18 protein-coding genes are annotated in these 23950 nt (G+C 61.5%); 8 read left to right on the top strand and 10 right to left on the bottom strand.

Features of this window, described 5'->3' with window-relative positions:
* Positions 1 to 14 precede the first annotated feature (14 nt).
* From nusA to I8746_RS19660, 7 genes are all read left to right on the top strand, one after another.
* Positions 15 to 1496, top strand: coding sequence for a transcription termination factor NusA (nusA, locus tag I8746_RS19690; protein ID WP_003249963.1), 1482 nt, complete (start codon positions 15 to 17; stop codon positions 1494 to 1496).
* A gap of 27 nt (positions 1497 to 1523) precedes the next feature.
* Complete coding sequence (infB, locus tag I8746_RS19685) at positions 1524 to 4064, top strand: translation initiation factor IF-2 (protein WP_004575779.1); 2541 nt, start codon at positions 1524 to 1526, stop codon at positions 4062 to 4064.
* 116 nt (positions 4065 to 4180) lie between these two features.
* Positions 4181 to 4579, top strand: a complete 399-nt coding sequence (gene rbfA / locus I8746_RS19680) for a 30S ribosome-binding factor RbfA (RefSeq protein ID WP_003249967.1) — start codon at positions 4181 to 4183, stop codon at positions 4577 to 4579.
* Positions 4580 to 4582: 3 nt separating this feature from the next.
* On the top strand, positions 4583 to 5500 hold the full coding sequence (truB, locus tag I8746_RS19675; protein ID WP_003249968.1) for a tRNA pseudouridine(55) synthase TruB: 918 nt from the start codon (positions 4583 to 4585) through the stop codon (positions 5498 to 5500).
* A gap of 147 nt (positions 5501 to 5647) precedes the next feature.
* Positions 5648 to 5917: a 30S ribosomal protein S15 gene (rpsO, locus tag I8746_RS19670; protein ID WP_003249971.1), complete on the top strand. Its 270-nt coding sequence runs from the start codon at positions 5648 to 5650 to the stop codon at positions 5915 to 5917.
* 250 nt (positions 5918 to 6167) lie between these two features.
* Positions 6168 to 8273: a polyribonucleotide nucleotidyltransferase gene (gene pnp / locus I8746_RS19665; RefSeq protein WP_004575780.1), complete on the top strand. Its 2106-nt coding sequence runs from the start codon at positions 6168 to 6170 to the stop codon at positions 8271 to 8273.
* Positions 8274 to 8534: 261 nt separating this feature from the next.
* Complete coding sequence (locus tag I8746_RS19660; RefSeq protein ID WP_003249976.1) at positions 8535 to 8885, top strand: BON domain-containing protein; 351 nt, start codon at positions 8535 to 8537, stop codon at positions 8883 to 8885.
* Between the two features lie 76 nt (positions 8886 to 8961).
* Here the strand turns inward: I8746_RS19660 and I8746_RS19655 are convergent, their stop codons facing one another.
* A complete protein-coding gene (locus I8746_RS19655; protein ID WP_088513241.1) occupies positions 8962 to 9264 on the bottom strand; it encodes a putative quinol monooxygenase in 303 nt (100 codons plus the stop codon).
* Between the two features lie 60 nt (positions 9265 to 9324).
* On the opposite strand from I8746_RS19655, the gene I8746_RS19650 reads away from it, so the two are divergent.
* The gene (locus I8746_RS19650) at positions 9325 to 9738 is read left to right on the top strand and encodes a VOC family protein (RefSeq protein ID WP_003249980.1); all 414 of its coding nucleotides are present in this window, start codon (positions 9325 to 9327) and stop codon (positions 9736 to 9738) included.
* A 102-nt stretch (positions 9739 to 9840) separates the two neighbouring features.
* On the opposite strand, the gene I8746_RS19645 is transcribed toward I8746_RS19650, so the two are convergent.
* The 9 genes from I8746_RS19645 to I8746_RS19605 all read right to left on the bottom strand — a co-directional run bounded on the left by I8746_RS19645 (position 9841) and on the right by I8746_RS19605 (position 23947).
* Positions 9841 to 12777, bottom strand: a complete 2937-nt coding sequence (locus I8746_RS19645) for a DUF748 domain-containing protein (protein WP_012053744.1) — start codon at positions 12775 to 12777, stop codon at positions 9841 to 9843.
* Between the two features lie 78 nt (positions 12778 to 12855).
* Positions 12856 to 13725 carry an oxygenase MpaB family protein gene (locus I8746_RS19640; protein ID WP_012053743.1) on the bottom strand — a complete coding sequence of 290 codons (870 nt, stop codon included), beginning with the start codon at positions 13723 to 13725 and terminating at the stop codon, positions 12856 to 12858.
* Positions 13726 to 13766: 41 nt separating this feature from the next.
* Entirely contained in the window at positions 13767 to 15701 is a 1935-nt protein-coding gene (acs, locus tag I8746_RS19635; protein WP_012053742.1) for an acetate--CoA ligase, read from the bottom strand.
* 180 nt (positions 15702 to 15881) lie between these two features.
* Entirely contained in the window at positions 15882 to 17546 is a 1665-nt protein-coding gene (gene pgi, locus I8746_RS19630; RefSeq protein WP_012053741.1) for a glucose-6-phosphate isomerase, read from the bottom strand.
* Between the two features lie 208 nt (positions 17547 to 17754).
* On the bottom strand, positions 17755 to 18618 hold the full coding sequence (gene panC / locus I8746_RS19625; protein ID WP_012053740.1) for a pantoate--beta-alanine ligase: 864 nt from the start codon (positions 18616 to 18618) through the stop codon (positions 17755 to 17757).
* A complete protein-coding gene (gene panB / locus I8746_RS19620) occupies positions 18615 to 19415 on the bottom strand; it encodes a 3-methyl-2-oxobutanoate hydroxymethyltransferase (protein WP_003249992.1) in 801 nt (266 codons plus the stop codon). Before panB ends, panC begins: the two co-directional genes overlap by 4 nt.
* A gap of 262 nt (positions 19416 to 19677) precedes the next feature.
* On the bottom strand, positions 19678 to 20157 hold the full coding sequence (gene folK, locus I8746_RS19615; RefSeq protein ID WP_010955348.1) for a 2-amino-4-hydroxy-6-hydroxymethyldihydropteridine diphosphokinase: 480 nt from the start codon (positions 20155 to 20157) through the stop codon (positions 19678 to 19680).
* Complete coding sequence (locus I8746_RS19610; protein ID WP_070096298.1) at positions 20154 to 21536, bottom strand: polynucleotide adenylyltransferase PcnB; 1383 nt, start codon at positions 21534 to 21536, stop codon at positions 20154 to 20156. The genes folK and I8746_RS19610 overlap by 4 nt, the downstream gene beginning before the upstream one ends.
* Positions 21537 to 22504: 968 nt before the next feature.
* A complete protein-coding gene (locus I8746_RS19605; RefSeq protein WP_221100958.1) occupies positions 22505 to 23947 on the bottom strand; it encodes a sigma-54 dependent transcriptional regulator in 1443 nt (480 codons plus the stop codon).
* Between the last annotated feature and the right edge of the window lie 3 nt (positions 23948 to 23950).

Genomic DNA, 23950 nt, shown 5'->3' with positions numbered 1-23950 from the left:
AGGCGAGGCGTACGATGAGCAAAGAAGTACTGCTGGTTGTTGAATCGGTATCCAACGAAAAAGGTGTACCGCCCGGCGTCATTTTCGAAGCGCTGGAAGTGGCCCTGGCCACTGCAACCAAAAAACGTTTTGAAGACGAAGTCGACCTACGTGTGGAAATCAACCGCCACACCGGTAGCTACGAGACTTTCCGTCGCTGGACCGTGGTCGACGAAGCCGATCTTGATGATCCGGCGATCGAGACCTGGCTGGACAAGATCAAGGACACCCACCCTGAAGCCAAGGTCGGTGACGTGATCGAAGAGAAGATCGAGTCCATCGAGTTCGGTCGTATTGCCGCCCAGACCGCCAAGCAGGTCATCGTGCAGAAGGTCCGTGAGGCCGAGCGTGCCCAGGTGGTCGATGCCTACCGTGAGCGCGTTGGCGAGATCATCTCCGGTACCGTAAAAAAGGTTACCCGCGACAACGTCATCGTTGACCTGGGCAACAACGCCGAGGCCTTGCTGGCTCGCGAAGACATCATTCCGCGCGAAACCTTCCGTGTTGGCGTGCGCCTGCGTGCGCTGCTCAAGGAAATTCGCACCGAAAACCGTGGCCCACAGCTGATTCTGTCGCGCACCGCGCCGCAGATGCTGATCGAGCTTTTCCGCATTGAAGTGCCGGAAATTGCCGAGGGCCTCATCGAAGTCATGGCTGCTTCCCGTGATCCGGGTTCGCGAGCCAAGATTGCCGTCCGCTCCAAGGACAAGCGTATCGATCCGCAAGGTGCCTGTATCGGCATGCGTGGTTCGCGCGTCCAGGCCGTATCCGGGGAGCTGGGTGGTGAGCGTGTGGATATCGTCCTGTGGGACGATAACCCGGCGCAGTTCGTCATCAACGCCATGTCGCCGGCTGAAGTCGCGGCGATCATCGTTGATGAAGATGCCCATGCCATGGACATCGCCGTCGCCGAGGACAACCTGGCCCAGGCCATTGGCCGTGGCGGTCAGAACGTTCGCCTGGCCAGTCAGTTGACCGGCTGGACCCTGAACGTGATGACCGAGAAGGACATCCAGGCCAAGCAACAGGCCGAAACCGGTGACATCCTGCGCAATTTCATCGAGGAACTGGAAGTCGACGAGGAGCTGGCCCAAGTGCTGGTCGACGAAGGCTTCACCAGCCTTGAAGAAATTGCCTACGTACCGTTGGAAGAAATGCTCAACATCGATGGCTTTGACGAAGATATCGTCAATGAGCTCCGCGCTCGAGCCAAGGACCGTTTGTTGACCAAGGCCATCGCTACCGAAGAAAAACTGGCAGACGCCCACCCGGCCGAAGACCTGCTCTCCCTTGAGGGCATGGACAAAGACCTGGCGGCTGAACTGGCGGTGCGCGGCGTGGTTAACCGCGAAGACCTGGCCGAGCAGTCGATCGACGATCTGCTCGACATCGACGGCATCGACGAAGAGCGTGCCGGCAAGTTGATCATGGCCGCCCGAGCCCACTGGTTCGAGTAATTAGGCGCGGCCTGAGGAGAGAAGTGCATGACGCAAGTCACGGTGAAAGAACTGGCCCAAGAGGTCGAGGCACCGGTAGAGCGCCTGCTGCAGCAGATGCGTGAGGCAGGTCTGCCGCACACCGACGCCGGTCAGGTAGTGACCGACAATGAGAAGCAGACCCTGCTGACTCATTTGAAAAGCAGCCACAAGAGCAAGGCGGAAGAGCCGCGCAAGATTACCTTGCAGCGCAAAACCACCAGCACCCTGCGTGTCGCCGGTAGCAAGAGCATCAGCGTAGAAGTACGCAAGAAGAAAGTTTTCGTGCAGCGCAGCCCTGAAGAAATCCAGGCTGAGCAGAAGCGTGAGCTGGAAGAGCGCCGCGCGGCTGAAAATGCCGCTCGCGACAAGGTCGAGGCCGAAGTTCGCCAGCGCAACGAAGAGCAGGCTCGCCGTCAGGCGGCCGGCTCCACCGCCGCCGCCCCTGCGCCTGCTGCCAAGCCAGAGCCGGCTCCTGCCGCTGCTCCGGTCGCTGCTCCGGCCCCGGTAGTCGCAGACGCCCCGGCCTCTGAAGACGCCGCAGCCCGTGCTGCCGAGCGCAAGAAAGACGAGACCCGTCGCAACGAAAGCCGTACCCGTGATGACGACCGTCGTCGTGGCGAAGCGCCTCGTGTGTCGATCAAGGTCAAGGTCAAGGAGAAGGAAAAGGCGCCGACTCCGCGTGCCGCTCCGCGCACTACCGACGAAGAGAGCGATGGCGCTCGTCGTGGCCGTGGTGGCAAGAGCAAGCTGAAAAAGCGTAATCAGCACGGCTTCCAGAACCCGACCGGCCCCGTCATCCGTGACGTGACCATCGGCGAGACCATCACCGTCTCCGAGCTGGCCAACCAGATGTCCGTCAAGGGCGCTGAAGTGGTCAAGTTCATGTTCAAGATGGGGACCCCGGTCACCATCAACCAGGTGCTCGACCAGGAAACCGCTCAGCTGATCGCAGAAGAGCTGGGCCACAAGGTCACGCTGGTCAGCGACACCGCCCTGGAAGACTCCCTGGCCGAATCGCTGAAGTTCGAAGGCCAGACCGAGTCGCGTGCGCCGGTGGTTACCGTCATGGGTCACGTTGACCATGGTAAGACCTCGCTGCTCGACTACATCCGTCGTGCCAAGGTTGCCGCTGGCGAAGCCGGTGGTATCACCCAGCACATCGGTGCCTACCACGTGGAAACCGACCGCGGCATGGTCACCTTCCTCGATACCCCAGGTCACGCTGCGTTTACCCAGATGCGTGCCCGTGGTGCCAAGGCGACCGACATTGTCATCCTGGTGGTGGCGGCGGACGACGGTGTGATGCCGCAAACCCGCGAAGCCGTTCAGCATGCCAAGGCAGCCGGTGTTCCGCTGGTCGTTGCAGTAAACAAGATCGACAAACCAGGTGCTGACCTCGATCGCATCCGTAACGAGCTGTCCGTCGAAGGCGTTACCTCCGAGGACTGGGGTGGTGACACGCCGTTCGTCAAGGTTTCGGCCAAGATGGGTACCGGTGTCGACGAGCTGCTCGAAGCCGTTCTGCTGCAGGCCGAGATCCTCGAACTGACCGCTACCCCAACCGCGCCAGGTCGTGGTGTGGTTGTCGAATCGCGCCTGGACAAGGGCCGTGGCCCGGTGGCGACCATCCTGGTTCAGGACGGTACCCTGCGTCAGGGCGACATGGTCCTGTGCGGTTCCAACTATGGCCGCGTACGCGCCATGCTCGACGAGAACGGCAAGCCTGTGAAGGAAGCTGGCCCGTCGATCCCGGTCGAAATCCTCGGCCTGGACGGTACTCCGGAAGCCGGTGACGAGCTGTCCGTGGTTGCCGACGAGAAGAAAGCCCGTGAAGTTGCCCTGTTCCGTCAAGGCAAGTATCGCGAGGTTAAGCTGGCCCGTGCTCACGCCGGCAAGCTGGAAAACATCTTCGAGACCATGGGTCAGGAAGAGAAGAAAACCCTCAACATCGTTCTCAAGACCGATGTGCGTGGTTCTCTGGAAGCGCTGCAGGGTTCGCTGGGCGGCCTGGGCAACGACGAAGTGCAAGTGCGCGTGATTGGTGGTGGCGTCGGTGGTATCACCGAGAGCGACGCCAACCTGGCGCTGGCTTCGAATGCAGTACTGTTCGGCTTCAACGTGCGTGCCGATGCCGGTGCGCGCAAGATCGTCGAGCAGGAAGGTCTGGATATGCGTTATTACAACGTGATCTACGACATCATCGAAGACGTCAAGAAGGCCCTGACCGGCATGCTCGGCAGCGATGTTCGCGAGAACATCCTGGGTGTCGCCGAAGTGCGTGACGTGTTCCGTTCGCCGAAGTTCGGCGCCATCGCTGGCTGTATGGTCATCGAGGGTACCGTGTACCGCAACCGTCCGATTCGCGTACTGCGTGATGACGTTGTGATCTTCGAAGGCGAGCTGGAATCGCTGCGTCGCTTCAAGGACGATGCTTCCGAAGTCCGTTCGGGCATGGAGTGCGGTATTGGCGTCAAGAGCTACAACGACGTCAAGGTCGGCGACAAGATCGAAGTCTTCGAGAAAGTCCAGGTGGCTCGTACCCTCTAAGGGCGAGCGAGCCGCAAGCGCCTGCTACAGGGCGGCTTGCGGTACCTCTTCAGGTAGCGCCCGGTCAGGCATTCGTCTGTCCGGGCGTTTGCCGCTTTAAGTTACAGGTAGCAAGAATGGCCAAAGAATATAGCCGTACCCAACGTATTGGCGATCAGATGCAGCGCGAGCTGGCCGAGCTGATCCGTCGCGAAGTCAAGGACCCGCGTGTCGGTCTGGTGACTATCACCGCCGTGGACGTGAGCCGTGACCTGGGCCATGCCAAGGTGTTCATCACCGTCATGGGCGAGGAAACCCCGGATGCCGTGCAGCAATCACTCAAGGCATTGAATAGCGCCGCCAGCTTCCTGCGTCTGCACCTGGGGCGTTCGATGCAACTGCGCAGCGTGCCGCAGCTGCACTTCCATTTCGATGAAAGTGTCAGCCGTGGTGTGCACCTGTCGGCGCTGATCGAGCGTGCAGTGGCCGAAGACCGCCTGCACAAGGATGCCGACGAGTCGGACACCAAGGAGTAAGCGGTGGCCCAGGTCAAACGTATCCGCCGCAATGTCAGCGGCATCATCCTGCTCGACAAGCCGCTGGGCTTCACGTCCAATGCCGCCTTGCAGAAAGTGCGTTGGCTGCTGAACGCGGAAAAGGCCGGCCATACCGGTAGCCTCGACCCGCTGGCGACCGGCGTGTTGCCGCTGTGCTTCGGTGAAGCGACCAAGTTTTCGCAGTACTTGCTGGATTCCGACAAGGGCTACGAAACCGTCATGCAGATGGGGCAGACTACCAACACCGGCGATGCCGAGGGTGAGGTGCTGCAGACCCGCGACGTGACCGTTGGTCGCGCCGACATCGAAGCGCTGCTACCCCGTTTCCGCGGCCCGATCAGCCAGATACCGCCTATGTACTCGGCGCTCAAGCGTGACGGCCAGCCGCTGTACAAACTGGCACGTGCAGGAGAGGTAGTGGAGCGCGAGGCGCGTTCTGTTACTATTAACCGCTTGGAGTTGCTCGAGTGCGAAGGCACCCGTGCACGGTTGAGCGTAGGATGCAGCAAAGGCACCTATATCCGCACGCTGGTGGAGGATATCGGTGAAGCCCTTGGTTGCGGCGCCTATGTCGCCGAGCTGCGCAGGACCCAGGCAGGGCCCTTTGCGTTGGCACAGACGGTCACCCTCGAGGAACTCGAACAGGCCCATGCCGAAGGTGGCAACGAAGCGCTCGACCGCTTCCTGATGCCATCGGACAGCGGGCTGCAGGACTGGCCGTTGGTCAGCCTGTCGGAACACAGTGCGTTCTACTGGCTGCATGGCCAGGCGGTACGCGCGCCGGACGCGCCACAATTTGGCATGGTGCGGGTACAGGATCACAATGCACGCTTCATCGGTATCGGTGAGGTGAGCGAAGACGGGCGCATTGCGCCGCGTCGGCTGATTCGGTCGGAATGACCGAAACCGCGGGGTCAGGCAGTTGCCGAGCCCCACGGCATCAAGGGTGGCTGTCAGTAGGCACGGTCACACCTTTTTTATTAATACAGGGATTTGTCCCTGGCCTATTGGACCCCGCTTGCGGGATCCGTTATCAGGAGAAGCCAAATGGCCCTCAGCGTTGAAGAAAAAGCTCAGATCGTTGCCGAATACCAGCAAGCCGCCGGCGATACCGGTAGCCCGGAAGTGCAGGTTGCTCTGCTGACCGCCAACATCAACAAGCTGCAAGGCCACTTCAAGGCCAACGATAAAGACCACCACTCCCGTCGTGGTCTGATCCGTATGGTCAACCAGCGTCGTAAGCTGCTGGATTACCTGAAGGGCAAAGACACCACTCGTTACAGCGCCCTGATCGGTCGCCTGGGCCTGCGTCGCTAATAGCGGCCTGGTCAGTGGTGTGCGTGGGGTGTCGCAGGCTTCGGCAGGGCTGTTTTGCAGCGCTGCCGTTGGGCACTTCACGCGTATCTCCGAGGTTGGCAGCCTGGCAATGCTGAGCGGTTTTTCCGCTTGGTGCCAGGCTCCCAGCCTCGTGTTGTATCTGGACGGTCAATGGGGCCGATTCCCCGTTCTGCCCAAGAATTCGCAAGAAACCAGTTCCCCCAAGAGCCACTGAAAAAGGTAGGAAACCGTGAACCCGGTAATCAAGACTTTCCAGTTCGGTCAATCGACCGTCACTCTCGAAACGGGCCGTATTGCCCGTCAGGCAACCGGCGCCGTGCTGGTTACCGTCGACAACGACGTCACCGTGCTGGTGACTGTGGTAGGCGCCAAACAGGCTGATCCAGGCAAGGGTTTCTTCCCGCTGTCGGTTCACTACCAGGAAAAGACCTACGCCGCTGGCAAGATCCCAGGTGGCTTCTTCAAGCGTGAAGGCCGTCCTTCCGAGAAAGAGACGCTGACCTCGCGCCTGATCGACCGTCCGATCCGTCCGCTGTTCCCGGAAGGCTTCATGAACGAAGTGCAGGTCGTCTGCACCGTGGTTTCCACCAGCAAGAAGACCGACCCGGACATCGCTGCGATGATCGGTACCTCGGCTGCCCTGGCCATTTCCGGTATTCCGTTCGAAGGCCCAATCGGCGCTGCCCGCGTTGCCTTCCACGAAAGCACTGGCTACCTGCTGAACCCGACCTACGAGCAACTGGCTGCCTCGAGCCTGGACATGGTCGTTGCCGGTACCTCCGACGCCGTACTGATGGTTGAATCGGAAGCTCAAGAGCTGACCGAAGACCAGATGCTGGGTGCCGTACTGTTCGCCCACGACGAATTCCAGGCTGTTATCCAGGCTGTCAAAGAGCTGGCTGCCGAAGCTGGCAAGCCGACTTGGGACTGGAAACCTGCCGTTGCCAACACCGAGCTGTTCAATGCTATCCGCGCCGAGTTCGGCGAAGCGGTTTCGCAGGGCTACACCATCACCGTCAAAGCCGACCGCTATGCGCGTCTGGGTGAGCTGCGTGACCAGGCGGTTGCCAAGTTCTCCGGTGAAGAAGGCCAGCCTTCGGCTTCCGAAGTAAAAGACATCTTCGGCGAAATCGAATACCGCACCGTTCGCGAAAACATCGTCAACGGCAAGCCACGTATCGACGGCCGCGACACCAAGACTGTGCGCCCGCTGAACATCGAAGTGGGTGTGCTGCCGAAAACTCACGGTTCGGCACTGTTCACCCGTGGCGAAACCCAGGCCCTGGTCGTTGCGACCCTGGGTACTGCCCGTGATGCCCAGCTGCTGGACACCCTCGAAGGCGAGAAGAAAGACCCCTTCATGCTGCACTACAACTTCCCACCGTTCTCGGTAGGTGAGTGTGGCCGCATGGGCGGTGCTGGCCGTCGCGAAATCGGCCACGGCCGTCTGGCCCGCCGTTCGGTTCAGGCCATGCTGCCTGCTGCTGACGTGTTCCCGTACACCATCCGTGTGGTTTCGGAAATCACCGAATCCAACGGTTCCAGCTCCATGGCTTCGGTCTGCGGTGCTTCCCTGGCCCTGATGGACGCCGGTGTGCCGATGAAGGCGCCAGTTGCCGGTATCGCCATGGGCCTGGTCAAGGAAGGCGACAAGTTCGCAGTCCTGACTGACATCCTGGGTGACGAAGACCACCTGGGCGACATGGACTTCAAGGTAGCCGGTACCGCCAAAGGCGTCACCGCGCTGCAGATGGACATCAAGATCAACGGCATCACCGAAGAGATCATGGAAATCGCCCTGGGCCAAGCCCTGGAAGCGCGCCTGAACATCCTCGGCCAGATGAACCAGGTCATTGGCCAGTCGCGTACCGAACTGTCGGCCAACGCCCCGACCATGATCGCGATGAAGATCGACACCGACAAGATCCGTGACGTCATCGGTAAAGGCGGCGCCACCATTCGCGCCATCTGCGAAGAGACCAAGGCTTCGATCGACATCGAAGACGACGGCTCGATCAAGATCTTCGGCGAAACCAAGGAAGCGGCAGATGCTGCCAAGCAGCGCATCCTGGGCATCACCGCCGAGGCCGAGATCGGCAAGATCTACGTCGGCAAGGTCGAGCGCATTGTCGATTTCGGCGCCTTCGTCAACATCCTGCCTGGCAAGGACGGCCTGGTGCACATCTCCATGCTGAGCGATGCTCGCGTCGAGAAAGTCACCGACATCCTCAAAGAAGGCCAGGAAGTCGAAGTGCTGGTACTGGACGTGGACAACCGCGGCCGTATCAAGCTGTCGATCAAAGACGTTGCTGCGGCCAAGGCCTCGGGCGTCTAAGTGACCGTCACGCAATAGAGAAAGGGCCCTTCGGGGCCCTTTTTTCATGGGGGCGGGAACCTTTTGCGGACTTGCATCTTGCATGCAGGTTTACCGCGCAGATTGCAAAATGCACGACCGCAGCAGTGATGGCGTGTTGCTAACTGATTGATTTAAAAGGAAATAAACGAAGAAGCCAAGCTGGCACAGCCCATGCAACTACCTTCATACCTGACGCCAGGACATACGGCGCAGACCCTTCGAAAAACAGGAGTGACCCACATGAAGAAGTTCGCCATTGCTGCCGCTACTGCTACCGCTCTGACCCTGACCATGGCTAACGGTGCATTCGCCGCTGAGCCAACCCAGGCTCCAGTCATGTTGGCGGCCAACACCGTCGACAACGCCAAGCAAGAAGGCTCCGACACTTGGATCACTACCAAGGTCAAAGCTGATCTGCTGACTGAAAAAGGCATCCCAGGCAGCGACATCAAAGTCGAGACCAGCCAAGGTGTTGTTTCGCTGTCTTCTGATGTGAAGGTTACCGAATCGCAGAAAGCAGAAGCGGTGCGCATCACCAAGAACATCAAAGGCGTCAAGAGCGTAATGTCTGACGGCCTGAAAGCCGAGTAAAGGAATGTCCCGTCGGCCAAATGGATTTGGCCACTTTCAGCAAAGCCCTGGCCCGTGCCAGGGCTTTTTCTTGCGCTCAATACACTGGGTTGCGCGCGATCACATCGCTTTCGAAGCATTCCTGTTCAAGGATCAGAGGCTCCACCAATGGGCGGCTGTCGCGAAAATGCGCGGTCTGGGTATGCGCTTCATACGCAGCATCATCGCGGTAGATTTCGTACAAGTAGATCACCTCCGTATCGACCCGGTCCTGCGACACATCGAACACCAGACAGCCAGGCTCACTCGCCACGGAAGCTGCAGCATTGACCTTGATTGCACTCAGGAAAGCTTCGGCGCATCCAGGCTTCACTCGGGTCTTGATGAACAGGCTATACACAAATCTCTCCTTTTGTTTTAAATTCAATAATGAATTGTATACAAGAATGGAGCTTCGCCAATGTCCGAATTGCCTGCACGCCCTGGCCGCCTGAATGGCTTGCGCCACATCGCCCTGCTGGTGCCTAACCTGGAAGAGTGTGAACGCTTCTACGTCGATGTGCTGGGCATGGAAGTGCTGAATCGCGCCAATGAGGACCTGGTGTACCTCACTTGCGGTAACGACAACCTGTCATTGGGGCGTGGGGCAGGGGCGGCCAACGGGTTGCAGACCCTGGATCACTACGGGTTCGTTGTCGACAGTGTGGAGGAGCTGGAGGCCTGGTATGCCTACTTCAAGGCCCGTGGCGTGACCTTGCTCGACCGGCCGTTCAACCATGGTGACGGCGCACGCAGCTTCCACCTGCTGGACCCGGCCGGGAACAAGGTTCAACCGTTGTATCACCCGGCGGTGTCGGGGCAGCGCTTGGTTTAAAGCCCGTGCTGGCCTCTTCGCGGGCACGCCCGCTCCCACAGGTAGTGCGCAGGCCTGTGGGGGCAGGCGTGCCTGCGAACAGGCCAGGCCTGCCAGAGGGGATTACTCGGCATCCAGGTGCATCGGTGTCACCACCCGGCCATCGCTTTGAGGCTGCCCCAGGCTGGTATCGATGAAGTACACCCGGTCGTCTTCCAGCTTGCCCTTGTCGACCAGGTAGTCCTTGATGCTGCTGGCCCGCTCCTGCCCCAAGGTACGCAGCAAGGCGGTACTCTCGGCCCACGACTTGATCACGGCCTCGCGCAGCTTGGCGGCGCGCTCGTCACGGCCCAACTGCTCCCATTCGGCAGGCGGCTGCTGCTTCAGGCGGGTGCGGTAGATGCCTTCGAGCATCGCCGGTTTGTCACTGTCGTCAACCACCAGCATCGAGGCATTGGCCGGCACCTTGTCACCCCGTCGCTGCAGGATCTTGTACCAGGTGGCCTGGTACTCACGCTCCAGGCGTTGTTGCGCGATGAGCGGGCCATCACTGGCCTGGGCGCTGGTGCCTTCGATTTCCAGGCGCAGTTCCGGGCGCTCTTTCAGCGCGGATGCCAGCTTGTCCAAGGACGACTGGGCCTCGCCGCTGAGTTCGCTGGAGCCGGGGGCGAAGGCCACGTTGCCAAGGTCTTCCGAGCTACCGCCGCTGATCAGCCCGCCAATGAATTTGAATGGCGCCTGCGCCGCGCGCAGCACCAGGTTGCGCAGGGTTTGCCAAACAATCGGCATCACGCTGAATTGCGGGTTGTTGAGGTCGCCAGACACCGGCAGCTCGATCGAGATCTTGCCCTCGGTATCCTTCAGCAATGCCACCGCCAGGCGGATTGGAAGGTCGACCGCATCCGGGCTGTCGACTTTCTCGCCCAGCTGCAGTTGCTCCACTACTACCTTGTTCTCGGCCTTGAGCTGGCCGTTGGTGATCAAGTAGTGCAGGTCCAGGTTCAGCCGTCCCTTGCGGATGCGGAAACCGGCGAACTTGCCGGAGTAGGGCGTCAGCGTGGTCAGTTCGACGCGCTTGAAGCTGGTGGCAATGTCCAGGCTGGCCAGTGGATTGAACGGGTTGAGTGCGCCCTTGATGGTAACCGGTGCGTAGCGGTCTACCTTGCCCTTGACGTCGACCTTGGCCGGCTGTGGCTTGCGGTTGTCGATGGTGCCGATCTGCCCGTTGAGTTGCTGGATGGCTGTGGCGAAGTTGGGGGTTAGCGACAGGTCGGCAAAGTTGGCCGAACCGTCATTGATGTCGATCTGCCCGATATGGATGCCAAGCGGCTTGTTGCTGCTGGCCGTGGTCGGCTTGGGCTGGCGGCTCGCCGGGGCGTCGGCCGGTTGCGGGATCAGCAGATCATTCACGTTAGTAGTGCGGTCTTCGTTGATGATGAAGCGTGCATAGGGCTGCAGCAGGGTCACCTTGTCGATCGACAGAGCATCGCCGTGCACGTAGGACAAGCCGTCGACGTTCACCTGCTGCCATTTGACGAAGTCGCGGCTCTTGATGGTGTCGAGGGTATGCAACTGGCTGACCTGCGCCTTGCCGGTCACATTGAAGGCCAGCGGCGCGGTGTTCTTCAGGTCGACCTTGAGGTCGCTCGAGAGCATGCCGCTGCGCAGCTCCAGCAGGATGAACGGGCTGATGTAGGCCTGGGCTACACGCAGGTCGATGTCGCGGGTGCTCACATCCAGCTTTGCCCATATCGGTGCCAGGTTGACCTGGCCTGCAGCCTGCAGCTTGCCTTGCTTACCCACACCTGTATCGAGTTTGAGGGTGAAGGGCGACTGGTTGAGGCTGTCGAAACCTTGCAGGTCGGCATTGAGAGGGCCAAGGTCCAAGGCTACCGGTGCCTTTTGGCTGCGATCTTCCAGGTGTACCAGGTAGTTGCGCAACTGCACGTCCTTGAGCAGCACTTGCCAGGGTTTGCTTGGCTCTTTGACCGCTTTCTCTTCAGGCGTAGGTGCTGCGGCCGCCGGCTCGGCCTTTTCCTTCGGCGTGGCCTTGGCGGGTTGGCTGGCGAACAGCTTCTGCCAGTCGAGCTGGCCATCTTTTTCCAGCGCCGCCCAGGTTTCGAGCTTTTCGCTGCGAACCTTGCCCACCGTGACCTGCTGCTTGACCAGGTCAATGGAGGTTTCGCTAACCTCCAGGCTGGCCAGGCGTGCCAACGGTCGGCCATCCGGCGCCTTGATCGCGAATGGCGCGATGCGCACGGAGACGTTATCCAGCAGCAGCTCGGTCTGTTTGGCGAGGTTGAGCTTGTAGTGCGTATCGAGGCTTACCACGCCGTCTTCCAGCACCAGTGGCACGGCATCGCGCACGTAGGGCCAGAACAGCTTCATCTTGCCGTCAGTGACCTTCAGTGTGCCTTCGGAGGCGATCGGCGACAGGCTCAGCGTGCCCTTCCAGTCGATGCGTCCGCCATTGGGGCCGCTGGCCACCAAGGTCATGTCGGCGTTGTCGTTGGGCAGGGTGCTGAGGTTTTTCAGCTCCAGATTCATGTTGTCGTAGAGGAACTCGATCGGCTCGCTGGGCCGCAGGTCCTCGAAGTGCAGGTAGCCGTCGACGAGCTTGATGCTGCCAATACGCAGCGGGAACGGGTCGCTGGGCGGCTCTTCGGGTTTGGCTTCGCTGGCCGGTAGTTTGAACAACCCGGTCAGGTTGAGGGTACCGTCCTTGGCGAACAGCACTTCGTTGCGCGGTTTGTCGAGCTCCACCGCTTCCAGATGCAGGGCTTTTGTCCACAGGCTGTCGAGCGAGGCGTTAGCGTAAAGACGCTCGAAACCGACCTGCTCCTTGCCCGGCTCGCCGATCTGCAGGCCCCACAGCGTCAGCTCGAGGCTGAATGGGTTGAGTTCGATCCGTTCGAGGTGGGCCGGCACGGTGGCGTATTGGGCCAACTGCTGGTTGGCGATGCGCAGTGCGACACCGGGAAGAATGAGAAAGCCGAGCAGGCTATACAGGGCTACCAAGGCCACGATTGCGCCAGCGGCGCGAGTCAATCCTTTGTACATGTGTCGCTTCGTCTGTCTAAGCAGGAGTGCTTGGAGTATGGCACGTTAAATCAGTTCCGCAGGGGGCACCCTTTTCGCTCAATCAATGCCCATGCGCCGTTTGGCCCGGTGTGCCGAGCCGTCGCGCATTGCCCAGCGAAGTACCGGCGCGGTGCGGCGCAGGCCCAGGCGGATCAGGCGCTGCTGCAGGGGCCCGTGCTGCAGGCCGAGCAGTGCCTGGGCCCAGCCGGGCAGCAAGTCGATACCCGCGTGCAGCATCAGTTTGCCAACTGGCTGTGCCAGGCGGCTGGGGGCAGGGGCGTCGAGCAGGATTCGCATGACCTCATGGCTGCGCGCATCACAGTGCAGCTGCGGGCGTATGCGTTGCAGATAGTCTTCAACTTGCTGGCACGAGCGCGGCACGTCACGGGCACCGAGGCGCTCGGCGATCAGGGCGATTTCGTTGTAATAGGCATCCTGCTCGGCGCGTGGCAGGTGTGGGTTGCGGTAACGCAGGTGGGCGGCGAGGAAACGGCTGACCTCCGCTACATGCACCCAGGTCAACAGATCCGGGTCGCTGGCCGCATAAGGGCGGCCATCCGGTGCAGTGCCGGTGACCTGCAGGTGAATGGTGCGCACTTTGTCGATCAGCCACTCGGCATCGCCAGTGGCGCCGAAGGTGGTGCCGGAAATGAACTGGCTGGTGCGGCGCAAGCGGCCGAGCAGGTCTTCACGAAAATTGGAGTGGTCCCACACACCGGCCAAGGCCAGGGGATGCAACAACTGCAGCATCAGCGCGCTGATGCCACCGACCAGCATGCTCGGGAAGTCGCCATGTACCCGCCAGCTAATACTGTGCGGGCCGAACAGGCCGGGGTCGCCCTTGGGCGATTCCAGGTCGAGCTGGCCGAGGGCCAGCCCAGTGAGGCTCATGACCTGGGTTTCGATACGGCGACGAAGGGCTTCCATGGCGACCTGCTGTACAGGGCGGCCAGATTTGCGGCCGCCGGTTACTGGTTGAGGCGTTTGTCGATCAGGCCCTGTACCACGCTTGGGTCGGCCAGGGTCGAGGTATCGCCCAGGTTTTCCAGCTCATTGCAGGCGATTTTGCGCAGTATACGCCGCATGATCTTGCCTGAGCGCGTCTTGGGTAGCGCTGGCGCCCACTGAATCAGCTCAGGCTTGGCGAAGCTGCCGATTTCCTTGCTGACCAGGGCCAGCAGCTCGGCCTTCAGCGTGTCATCTGGTGTCACGCCATTCATGGTCGTGACGAAGGCGTAGACGCCTTGGCCCTTGAGGTCGTGGGGATAACCGACCACCGCGGCTTCGGCCACGCTGTCATGCAGCACAAGTGCGCTTTCCACTTCAGCGGTGCCGATGCGGTGCCCGGATACGTTGATCACATCGTCGATGCGCCCGGTGATCCAGTAGTCGCCATCGGCATCGCGGCGGGCACCGTCGCCTGTGAAGTAGTAGCCGGGCAAGGGCTTGAAGTAGGTGTCGACCATCCGCTGGTGGTCGCCGTAGACACTGCGGATCTGCCCCGGCCAGCTGGCTTTGATCGCCAGCACGCCGGCGCCGGGGCCTTCGATCAGTTTGCCTTTTTCGTCCAGGAGCACCGGTTGCACGCCGAACATTGGCTGGGTAGCGCAGCCGGGTTTGAGTGACTGCGTGCCGGGCAGCGGGGTGAGCATGATGCCGCCGGTTTCGGTCTGCCACCAGGTATCCACAATCGGGCAGCGCTTCTGCCCGACCTCCTCGAAATACCATTCCCAGGCTTCCGGGTTGATCGGCTCGCCGACGCTGCCCAGCAGGCGCAGGCTTTTGCGTGAGGTGCCCTGCAGTGGCGCAGAGCCCTCGCGCATCAGTGCGCGCAGGGCGGTCGGGGCGGTGTAGAAGATGTTCACCTGGTGTTTGTCCACCACCTGCCAGAAGCGCGAGGTATCCGGGTAGTTGGGCACGCCTTCGAACATCAGCGAGATTGCGCCATTGGCCAGCGGGCCGTAGACGATGTAGCTGTGGCCAGTCACCCAGCCGACATCGGCGGTGCACCAGAACACCTCGCCGTCACGATAATCGAACACCACCTTGAAGGTCATCGTTGCCTGCAGCAGGTAGCCGCCGGTGGTATGCAGCACCCCTTTGGGTTTGCCGGTGCTGCCGGAGGTGTAGAGGATGAACAGCGGGTCTTCGGCCTCCATCGGTTCTGGGGGGCAGTCGTCGCCGGCATCCTTCGTCGCTTCGTGATACCAGAGGTCGCGGCCCTCGGTCCACGCAACATCGCCGCCAGTGCGACGCACCACCAATACGCTACTGACCGCAGGGCAGCTGGCCAGGGCCTTGTCGACGTTCTGTTTCAGCGGGATGCGTTTGCCGCCACGCACGCCTTCATCGGCGGTGATCACGGTGCGGCAGTCGGCATCGAGAATACGGTCTCGCAAGGCATCGGGGGAGAAACCGCCGAACACTACCGAGTGGATGGCGCCGATGCGGGTGCAGGCGAGCATGGCGAAGGCGGCCTCGGGAATCATTGGCATGTAGATGCACACCCGGTCGCCTTTCTTCACACCGCGCGCTTTCATTGCGTTGGCCAGGCGGCAGACCTCACGGTGCAGTTCGCGATAGGTGATGGCCTTGGAATCCTTGGGGTCGTCGCCTTCCCACAGCAGGGCCGTTTGCTCGCCGCGCTGGGCCAGATGACGGTCGATGCAGTTGTAGCTGACGTTGAGTTGCGCACCGTCGAACCAGCGGGCCTTGCCGGTATGCAGGTCGCATTGCTGCACGCTTGACCAAGGCTTGATCCAGTCCAGACGTTTGGCCTGTTCGGCCCAGAAGGTGTCTGGGTCTTCGACCGACTGGCGGTAGAGGCGGCGGTAGTCTTCGGGGGTGAGGGCGGCGGACTGGCTGACGGCCAGGGCTTGGGGGTATTTGCGGATATCGAACATGGCGGGTGGTCCTGCTCTTGTAAGGGGCGATGGACTGCAACGGCTATTCGATAGGACAGTGTAGCTGGGAGCGGTGTTCAACCTGGGCCGGCCTCTTCGCGGGTAAACCCGCTCCTACGAGATAACGCGTTGCCTGGTAGGAGCGGGTTTACCCGCGAAGAGGCCGGCACAAGCTTCGGATCAACCGCGGTGACGGCCGCGGAAGTAGTTGATCAGGCCTTGGGTGGAACCGTCTTCGGCGCTGTCTTCCAGGCTGCCGACCAAGCGCTGGTAAACGCCCTTGCCCAGTTCCTTGCCCAGCTCAACGCCCCACTGGTCGAAGGCGTTGATACCCCAGATAACGCTCTGTACGAACACCTTGTGCTCGTACATCGCCACCAACGCGCCCAGGCGGCGCGGGCTGATGCGCTCGACCACCAACGTGTTGCTCGGGCGGTTACCCGGGATTACCTTGTGCGGGGCCAGCTTTTCGATGTCCGCTTCGTTGAGGCCTTTAGCGCGCAATTCGGCTTCGGCCTCCTCGCGGGTTTTGCCCAGCATCAGCGCCTGGCTCTGCGACAGGCAGTTGGCGTACAGCCACTGGTGGTGGTCGGCCACCGGGTTGAAGCTCACCACTGGCACGATGAAGTCGGCCGGAATCAACTGGGTGCCTTGGTGCAGCAACTGGTGGTAGGCATGCTGGCCGTTGCAGCCCACGCCGCCCCAGATTACCGGCCCGGTGTCGGTCTTCACCGGGGTACCGTCTTGCAATACGCTCTTGCCGTTGGATTCCATGTCCAGCTGCTGCAAGTGCTTGGTGATGTTGCGCAGGTAGTGGTCGTACGGCAGGATCGCGTGACTGTTCGCGTCCCAGAAGTTGCCATACCACACGCCCAGCAAGGCCAGTAGCACCGGCATGTTCTTGTCGAACGGTGCGGTCTGGAAGTGCTGGTCCATGGTGTAGGCGCCGGACAGCAGTTCCTTGAAGTTGGCAGTGCCGATGGCCAGGGCGATCGGCAGGCCGATGGCCGACCACAGCGAGTAGCGCCCGCCCACCCAGTCCCACATCGGGAAGATGTTTTCTTCGCGGATACCGAACGCTACAGCAGCGGCCTTGTTGCTGGAAACTGCAATGAAATGGCGGTACAGCTCGGCTTCCGAGCCGCCTTGGGCCAGGTACCAGGTACGCGCGGCCATGGCGTTTTTCAGCGTCTCGAGGGTGTTGAACGACTTCGACGAGACGATGAACAGGGTGGTTTCGGCGCGCAGGTTGGCCGACAGCTCGTGGAACTCGCTGCCGTCGATATTGGCCAGGTAGTGGCAGCGCACGCCGCGCTGGGCATAGGGTAGCAGCGCTTCGGACACCAGCTCGGGGCCCAGGAACGAACCGCCAATGCCAATGTTGACCACGTCGGTGATCGGCTTTTCGCTGTAGCCGCGCCACAGGCCATCGTGAATGCGGCCGACCAGTTCGGTAATCTGGTTGAGCACCTTGTGCACTTCCGGCATGACGTTCACGCCGTTGACGCTGAGTTTGTCACCTACGGGCCGGCGCAAGGCGGTGTGAAGCACCGGGCGGCCTTCGGAGGCGTTGATGATCTCACCGCTGAACATCGACTTGATGGCGTCTTGCAGGCCCACTTCATTGGCCAGGCTGACCAGCAGGTCGCGGCTTTGCTCGGTGATCAGGTTTTTTGAGTAGTCGAGGAACAGGCCGCAAGCGCTAAGGGAAAACTGGTCGAAGCGCTTGGCATCGGCGGCGAAGGCTTCGCGCATGCTAAAGCTTTGCATGGCGTCGCGGTGTTTCTGAAGCGCCTGCCAGGCGGGCAGGGCCGTCACATCGTGGGGTGTACGGTAATACGCCATTGCGCGGGGTTCCCTTGGTGCGTGGTGAGGGCTTGGACACGGCAGTCGTTGCCGGGTTCAGGCTGGCACCATTATAGGCAAAGGCCACGTGCTGGGAATGGGTATGGCAGGGGGATTTTGGTGGGGCATTGCAAGCAAGCCCGCCCCTACAGGTAAACGTGCAGGAGCGGGCTTGCCCGCGAATGGGCTGTAAGGCAGCCCAGGACCGTTATGCGGTCTTCTCTTCCACATGCAGGTAGAGGTTGTCGATCAACCGTGTGTTACCCAGGTAAGCCGCCGCAATCACCACCAGGTCTCGATCATCGATCATTGCCGGGCGCAAGCTTACGGCATGGCGTACTTCCAGGTAATCCGGGCGGAAACCCGCTGCGCTCAGTTGCGCCAGGCCTTCAGCGACCAGCGCGGCAAAATCCCGCTGGCCACGGCCGATGCCCGCTGCAATGTGCTGCAGTGTGCGGTACAGCGCTGGCGCAGCAGTACGCTGCTCTGGCGTGAGGTAGCCATTGCGCGACGACAGCGCCAAGCCGTCTTCGGCACGCACGGTGGGTTCGCCGATGATCTGGATCGGCATGTTCAGGTCGCGCACCATGGCGCGGATCACCGCCAACTGCTGATAGTCCTTCTCGCCGAACACGGCAAGGTCTGGTTGGACCATGTTGAAGAGCTTGTTGACCACGGTGGCCACGCCCTCGAAATGCCCAGGCCGGCTGGCGCCGCACAGGCCTTCGGAAAGCTGGGGCACGCTGACGCGTGTTTGCACGCTCATGCCGTCGGGGTACATCTCTTCCACGGTGGGCGCGAACAGCAGGTTGCAGCCGGCCTGCACCAGGCGCTCCTGGTCGGCTGCCAGGGTGCGTGGGTATTTGTCGAGGTCTTCGTTGGCGCCGAACTGCAGCGGGTTGACGAAGACACTGGCGACCACGAAGTCGGCACGCTGGGCAGCCTTGGTCACCAAGGCTGCATGGCCGCTGTGCAGGTTGCCCATGGTCGGCACGAAACCGATGCGTTTGCCCTCACCGCGCGCGCGGGCCACTGCCGCGCGCAGTTCGCGGACGGTCTTGACTGTATTCATGCACTGAACCCGTGTTCGCTGCCTGGGAAACTGACTTGCTTGACCGCCTCGACGTAAGCGACGAGGGCGCTATGGATATCCGGTTGGCCCTGCATGAAGTTCTTCACGAACTTCGGTACCCGGCCGCTCAGCGACAGGCCGAGCATGTCGTGCAGTACCAGTACCTGGCCATCGGTGGCGCTGCCGGCGCCAATGCCGATTACCGGGATGCCAACGGCATTGGTGATTTCCGCCGCCAGCTCGCTGGGTACGCACTCGAGCAGCAGCATGGCCGCACCGGCCTGTTCCAGGGCAATGGCGTCGGCGCGCATCTGCCGGGCCTGGGCCTCCTGGCGGCCCTGCACTTTGTAGCCGCCCAGCACGTTGACGGTCTGCGGGGTCAGGCCCATGTGCGCGCACACCGGCACACCACGCTCGGCCAGCAAGCGGATGGTTTCGGCCAGCCAGGCTGCGCCTTCGATTTTTACCATGTGGGCGCCGGCCTGCATCAGTGTGGCGCTGTTGGCAAAGGCCTGCTCCGGCGTGGCGTGGGCCATGAACGGCAGGTCGGTGAGGATCAGCGCGCCGTCGTTGCCGCGTTTGACGCTGGCGGTGTGGTAGGCCATCTCCGCCGTGGTGACCGGCAAGGTGCTGTCGTGGCCCTGCAGGACCATCCCCAGCGAGTCGCCCACCAGCAACACTTCAACGCCGGCCTGGCTGGCGGCCTTGGCGAAGGTCGCGTCGTAGCAGGTCAGCATGGTGATTTTTTCACCCTTGGCCTTGAGGCCGTTAAGGGTGGTAAGGGTTACTTCAGGCATGTAGGAAATTCCTCGTTCAGGCGCTGTAAAAAACGACTGCATTCAACGCGTGTAGTCATCTTCCGGAGCGGCACATCATCGCGCGTGATGTTCGGGCACAGGTCCGTCCGGGCCTAAATACGGGTATGCGGCACTTTGGTGCCACACGGGACGCCTATAGTCGTGAGCGAGGTGGGGGAAGTCAATCACCCTGTTACCGCATTGTTACGATCAGGGTGTTACTGGCGTTACCGAGGTGGTAATGCAGGCTGGAACGCCCGGTCTACAGGCGTTCCAGGCCGACGAATGGGCATTCGTCGAGCAGTTGCGCGAGGGCACGACCATCGGCCAGGCGGAAATCGCCCGGTACCAGCTCGGCCAACGGATACAGCACGAAGGGGCGGGCATGCATGTGGTAATGCGGCACTTTCAGGCGTGGCTGGTCGAGCACCTGGTCACCGAACAGTAAGATGTCCAGGTCCAGCGTACGTGGGCCCCAGCGTTCCTTGCGCACGCGGCCCTGGTCGTTTTCGATGGCCTGCAACGCATCGAGCAATGCCAGTGGCGCCAGGGCGGTGTCCAGGGCGGCGACAGCGTTGGTGTAGCGCGGTTGGCCGGGCAGCAGCGAATCACTGGTGTACAGGGCCGAGGCGGCTACCAGGCGCGTGGCTTCGACCTGGTCCAGCGCCTGCAACGCGCTACGCAACTGCTCGGCAGGTGCGTCCAGGTTGCTGCCCAGACCTACGTAGGCGCGAATGGTCACTCGAACGCCTCGTCGCCACTGCGCTTGCGTTTGCTGCCGCTGCGCTTGCGCTTGCGCGGGCCGGCACTTTCGTCACGGCTACCAAGCTCGCGGATCATCTCGCGGCGCTCGCTGTCGTTTGCCTCCTGGTAATCGGTCCACCACTGGCCCAGGTCGTCGGTTTCTTCCCCGGCGCTTTCACGCAGCAGCAGGAAGTCGTAACCGGCGCGGAAACGCGGGTTGTCCAGCAGCATGTCGGCGCGCTTGCCGCTGCGGCGCGGCAGGCGCTCCTGCATGTCCCAGATTTCGCGGATCGGCAGGGTGAAACGCTTGGGGATGGCAATGCGCGCGCACTGCTCGGCGATCAGGTCGTGGGCTGCACCGTTCATGGCCGGGATCGGCGGCACGCCCTGGTTCTGCAGGTGCAGCACACGGGCCGGCAGAGCTGGCCAGAGCAGAGCAGCAAACAGGAAGGCTGGCGTCACCGGCTTGCCCTGCTTCACGCGCAGGTCGGTGTTGTTCAGTGCCTGGCTGATGAGCGTGTGGGTGTAGGTTGGCCGCTCATCCAGCGCGTGGGCACTGGCCGGGAACAGCGGTTCGAATAACTCCAGGTCAACCAGCATTTCGAAGGCGATGGCACCTTGGCCGCTGAGGAACAGCTTGAGGCATTCCTCGAACAGGCGCGCGGGTGGAATTTCGCGCAGCATCGGGGCCAGGCCGCGAATCGGCAGGTAGGTGTGCTTTTCGATGCCAAAGTCGAGCTTGGCAGCAAAGCGCACCGCGCGCAGCATGCGCACCGGGTCTTCCTGGTAGCGGTGGGTCGGGTCCCCGATCAGCCGCAGCAGGCGATTGCGCACGTCGTGCACACCGTTGGCGTAATCGAGAATGCGCTCGCTGACCGGATCGTAGTACAGGGCGTTGATGGTGAAGTCGCGGCGTTGCGCGTCCTCTTCCAGGGTGCCGTACACGTTGTCTCGCAGAATGCGGCCACTGGCGTTATGCGACGAACGGTGGGCATCGCCCTGGTCGTCCTCGGAGTGGTGGGCGCGGAAGGTGGCGACTTCAATGATCTCACGGCCGAAATGCACATGGACCAATTTGAAGCGACGACCAATGATGCGGGCGTTGCGGAACTCGGCACGGACCTGTTCGGGGGTGGCGCTGGTGGCGACGTCGAAGTCCTTCGGCGTGATGCCCAGCATCAGGTCGCGGACACAGCCACCGACCAGGTAAGCCTGGTAGCCGGCGCTTTGCAGGCGCTCCACGATGTTCACCGCATGACGGCTGAACTGGTGGCGCTGCAGCGAGTGCTGGCTCTTGTTGATCACCTCGGGCGTGGTGCGCCTGTGGTGCGGGCCCGGTACGGGCGGGCGGAAAGACTGGAACAGCTTCTTCAGCATGGGATGCACTGTGTGAAGGAATGTTCGGCCAAGAATAGGAGAATGGCCGCATGATGGGCGGGGATTCTAGCATTTACTCGGGGAATGGTGTAGGCGGGTAGCAGGATGCCTGCCAGAAGGGTAGAAACGACAAGGGGAGCCTAAGCTCCCCAAGAAGTCGTTACGTGCTCTTATTGTTTTTTTGCTGGGCTTCTTGTTTTTGTTGAGTGCCCTGTCCACAAATCTCGAAGCTTGTGAACGACCCCCAAACCGGGGGTAAAGAGCAAACGGATTGCTTTGGCCGCTGATGACACGTTGATCTGTCGATCCAACCAGTTCAGGCGCTGCTTTTAGTGCAGTTTTTGTTGTTCTCTGCCTGGTTGTGGGGCAAGCCCCAAACACGCATCCTCTCCAAAAGAATCAGTTAGCTGCGCCTCCGCCATCTTGTTTTTATTGTGCGTGAGCCGTTTCGTCTTGTTCTTATTTTAGATTTCAGTGCTTGTTATTGTTTTTGTACTAAGCATATAGCAGGTGCCGTGCCAACTTTTATAAACTCAGTAAAATCAAGGGGTTGAGAGGGTTCGACGATTTTCGATAGGTCGAAAATGTCGGGATTTCGTTACCGTACACCTCGGGAACTGTTACGGCGGAAAGGTTGGGTAACAGATTTTTACGGGAGGTGAGGTGTTACCTGGGGTGTTCGCCGTGACACGTTCAGCGCCTGTGAGGCCGAGCGCCGCCCGCGCGGCGCTTCGCGGCTAAAGCCGCGCCTACATGTGTTCGGGCTAATTTTTTCTGTGGGATTTGAGCGCGAACGCCTTGGCGCATGGCTCGAGATTGCGTCGTACAACAAGGCGGTTGCGCGTGCGTGGCACAGGAGGGACTGGCCCGAAACAAATGTAGGCGCGGCTTTAGCCGCGAAGCGCCGCGCGGGCGGCGCTCGATCTCACCGACGCCGCATAGGCTACGGCGTACGGTGCGCAGGTCGGTTATTCGCTGGTAGCGTTGCTCTTGCGCCGTGGTATGCCCAGGCGTTGGCGGCGTTCCCACAGGCACTTGCGGCTGACGCCGAGCTTGCGTGCCAGTTCGGTCTCGGTCATGTGGTCCTGGTGCTCAAGCACGAAGTGCTGGAAGTAGTCTTCCAGCGACAGGTCTTCGGTCGGCTCGTGGCTGGCATTGCCTGCGTTGGCCACCACCAGGGCATTGTCGAGGATGTCATCCTCTTCCAGGTCGCTCAGCTCGATGTCGATGCCCAGCAGCTCGGCGGAAATTTCTGCGCTCTCGCTGAGGATCACCGCGCGCTCCACGGCGTTTTCCAGTTCACGCACGTTACCGGGCCAGCTGTAGTGACGAATGGCTTGCTCGGCCTCGGACGAGAAGTGCAGGTCGTCGCGGCCGATGCGAGCGCTCTGGCGGGCGAGGAAGACGCTGGCGATCTCGTTGACGTCGCTGCCACGCTCGCGCAGGGCCGGCAGCTTCAGGGCGATGACGTGCAGTCGGTAATACAAGTCTTCACGGAACTGGCCGGCCTTGGCCAGGTTTTTCAGGTCGCGGTGGGTCGCGGCGATCAGGCGCACATCGACCTTTTGCGACTGCACCGAACCTACCCGGCGTATCTCGCCTTCCTGCAGCACACGCAGCAGGCGAGCCTGGGCTTCCAGCGGCAGTTCGCCAATTTCATCGAGGAACAGCGTACCGCCATCGGCGGCCTCCACCAAGCCGGCGCGCCCGGCGCTGGCGCCGGTGAACGCGCCTTTTTCGTGGCCGAACAGTTCAGATTCGATCAGCGTTTCGGGGATGGCCGCGCAGTTCACCGAGATCATCGGTGCCTTGGCCCGGCGAGACAGGTTGTGCAGGGCGCGGGCCACCAACTCTTTACCGGTGCCGGACTCGCCCTGGATCAGCACATTGGAGTCGGTAGGCGCGACTTTGCGGATCTTGCTGTACATGTCCTGCATGGGCTGGCACGAGCCGATGATACCGATCTCGCCATTGGCCGTTGCCGCGCTGCCTTTGTCGGACGCTGTAGCCTTGCCATTGCTTGCGCGTGGCTCGGCAGGCGGTGCAGCAGCGGGGGCGTTCTGCCGGTCACGCAGAATACGCGCTACTGCCTGCAGCATCTCGTCATGGTCGAAGGGCTTGGCAATGTAGTCCACCGCGCCCATTTTCATCGAGTCCACCGCTGAGCGCAGGCTGGCGTAACTGGTCATGATCAGCACCGGGGTGCCCTGGCCGAGCTTGATCAGCTCGGTGCCGGGCGCGCCTGGCAGGCGCAGGTCGCTGACGATGAGGTCGAAAGTGGCAATGCTGAAGCGTTCCTGGGCTTCCTGCACCGAGCCGGCCTCGCTGACCTGGTACTGGTTCCGCTCAAGCAGGCGACGCAGGGCCGAGCGGATGATGGTTTCGTCTTCGACGATCAGAATGTGCGGCATTGA

This window comes from Pseudomonas sp. USTB-Z (assembly GCF_019691255.1).
GTDB classification, from domain to species: Bacteria; Pseudomonadota; Gammaproteobacteria; order Pseudomonadales; family Pseudomonadaceae; genus Aquipseudomonas; species Aquipseudomonas alloputida.
Note: the sequence above shows the minus strand (reverse complement) of the source record. Positions and strands in the feature narration are given on the sequence as shown.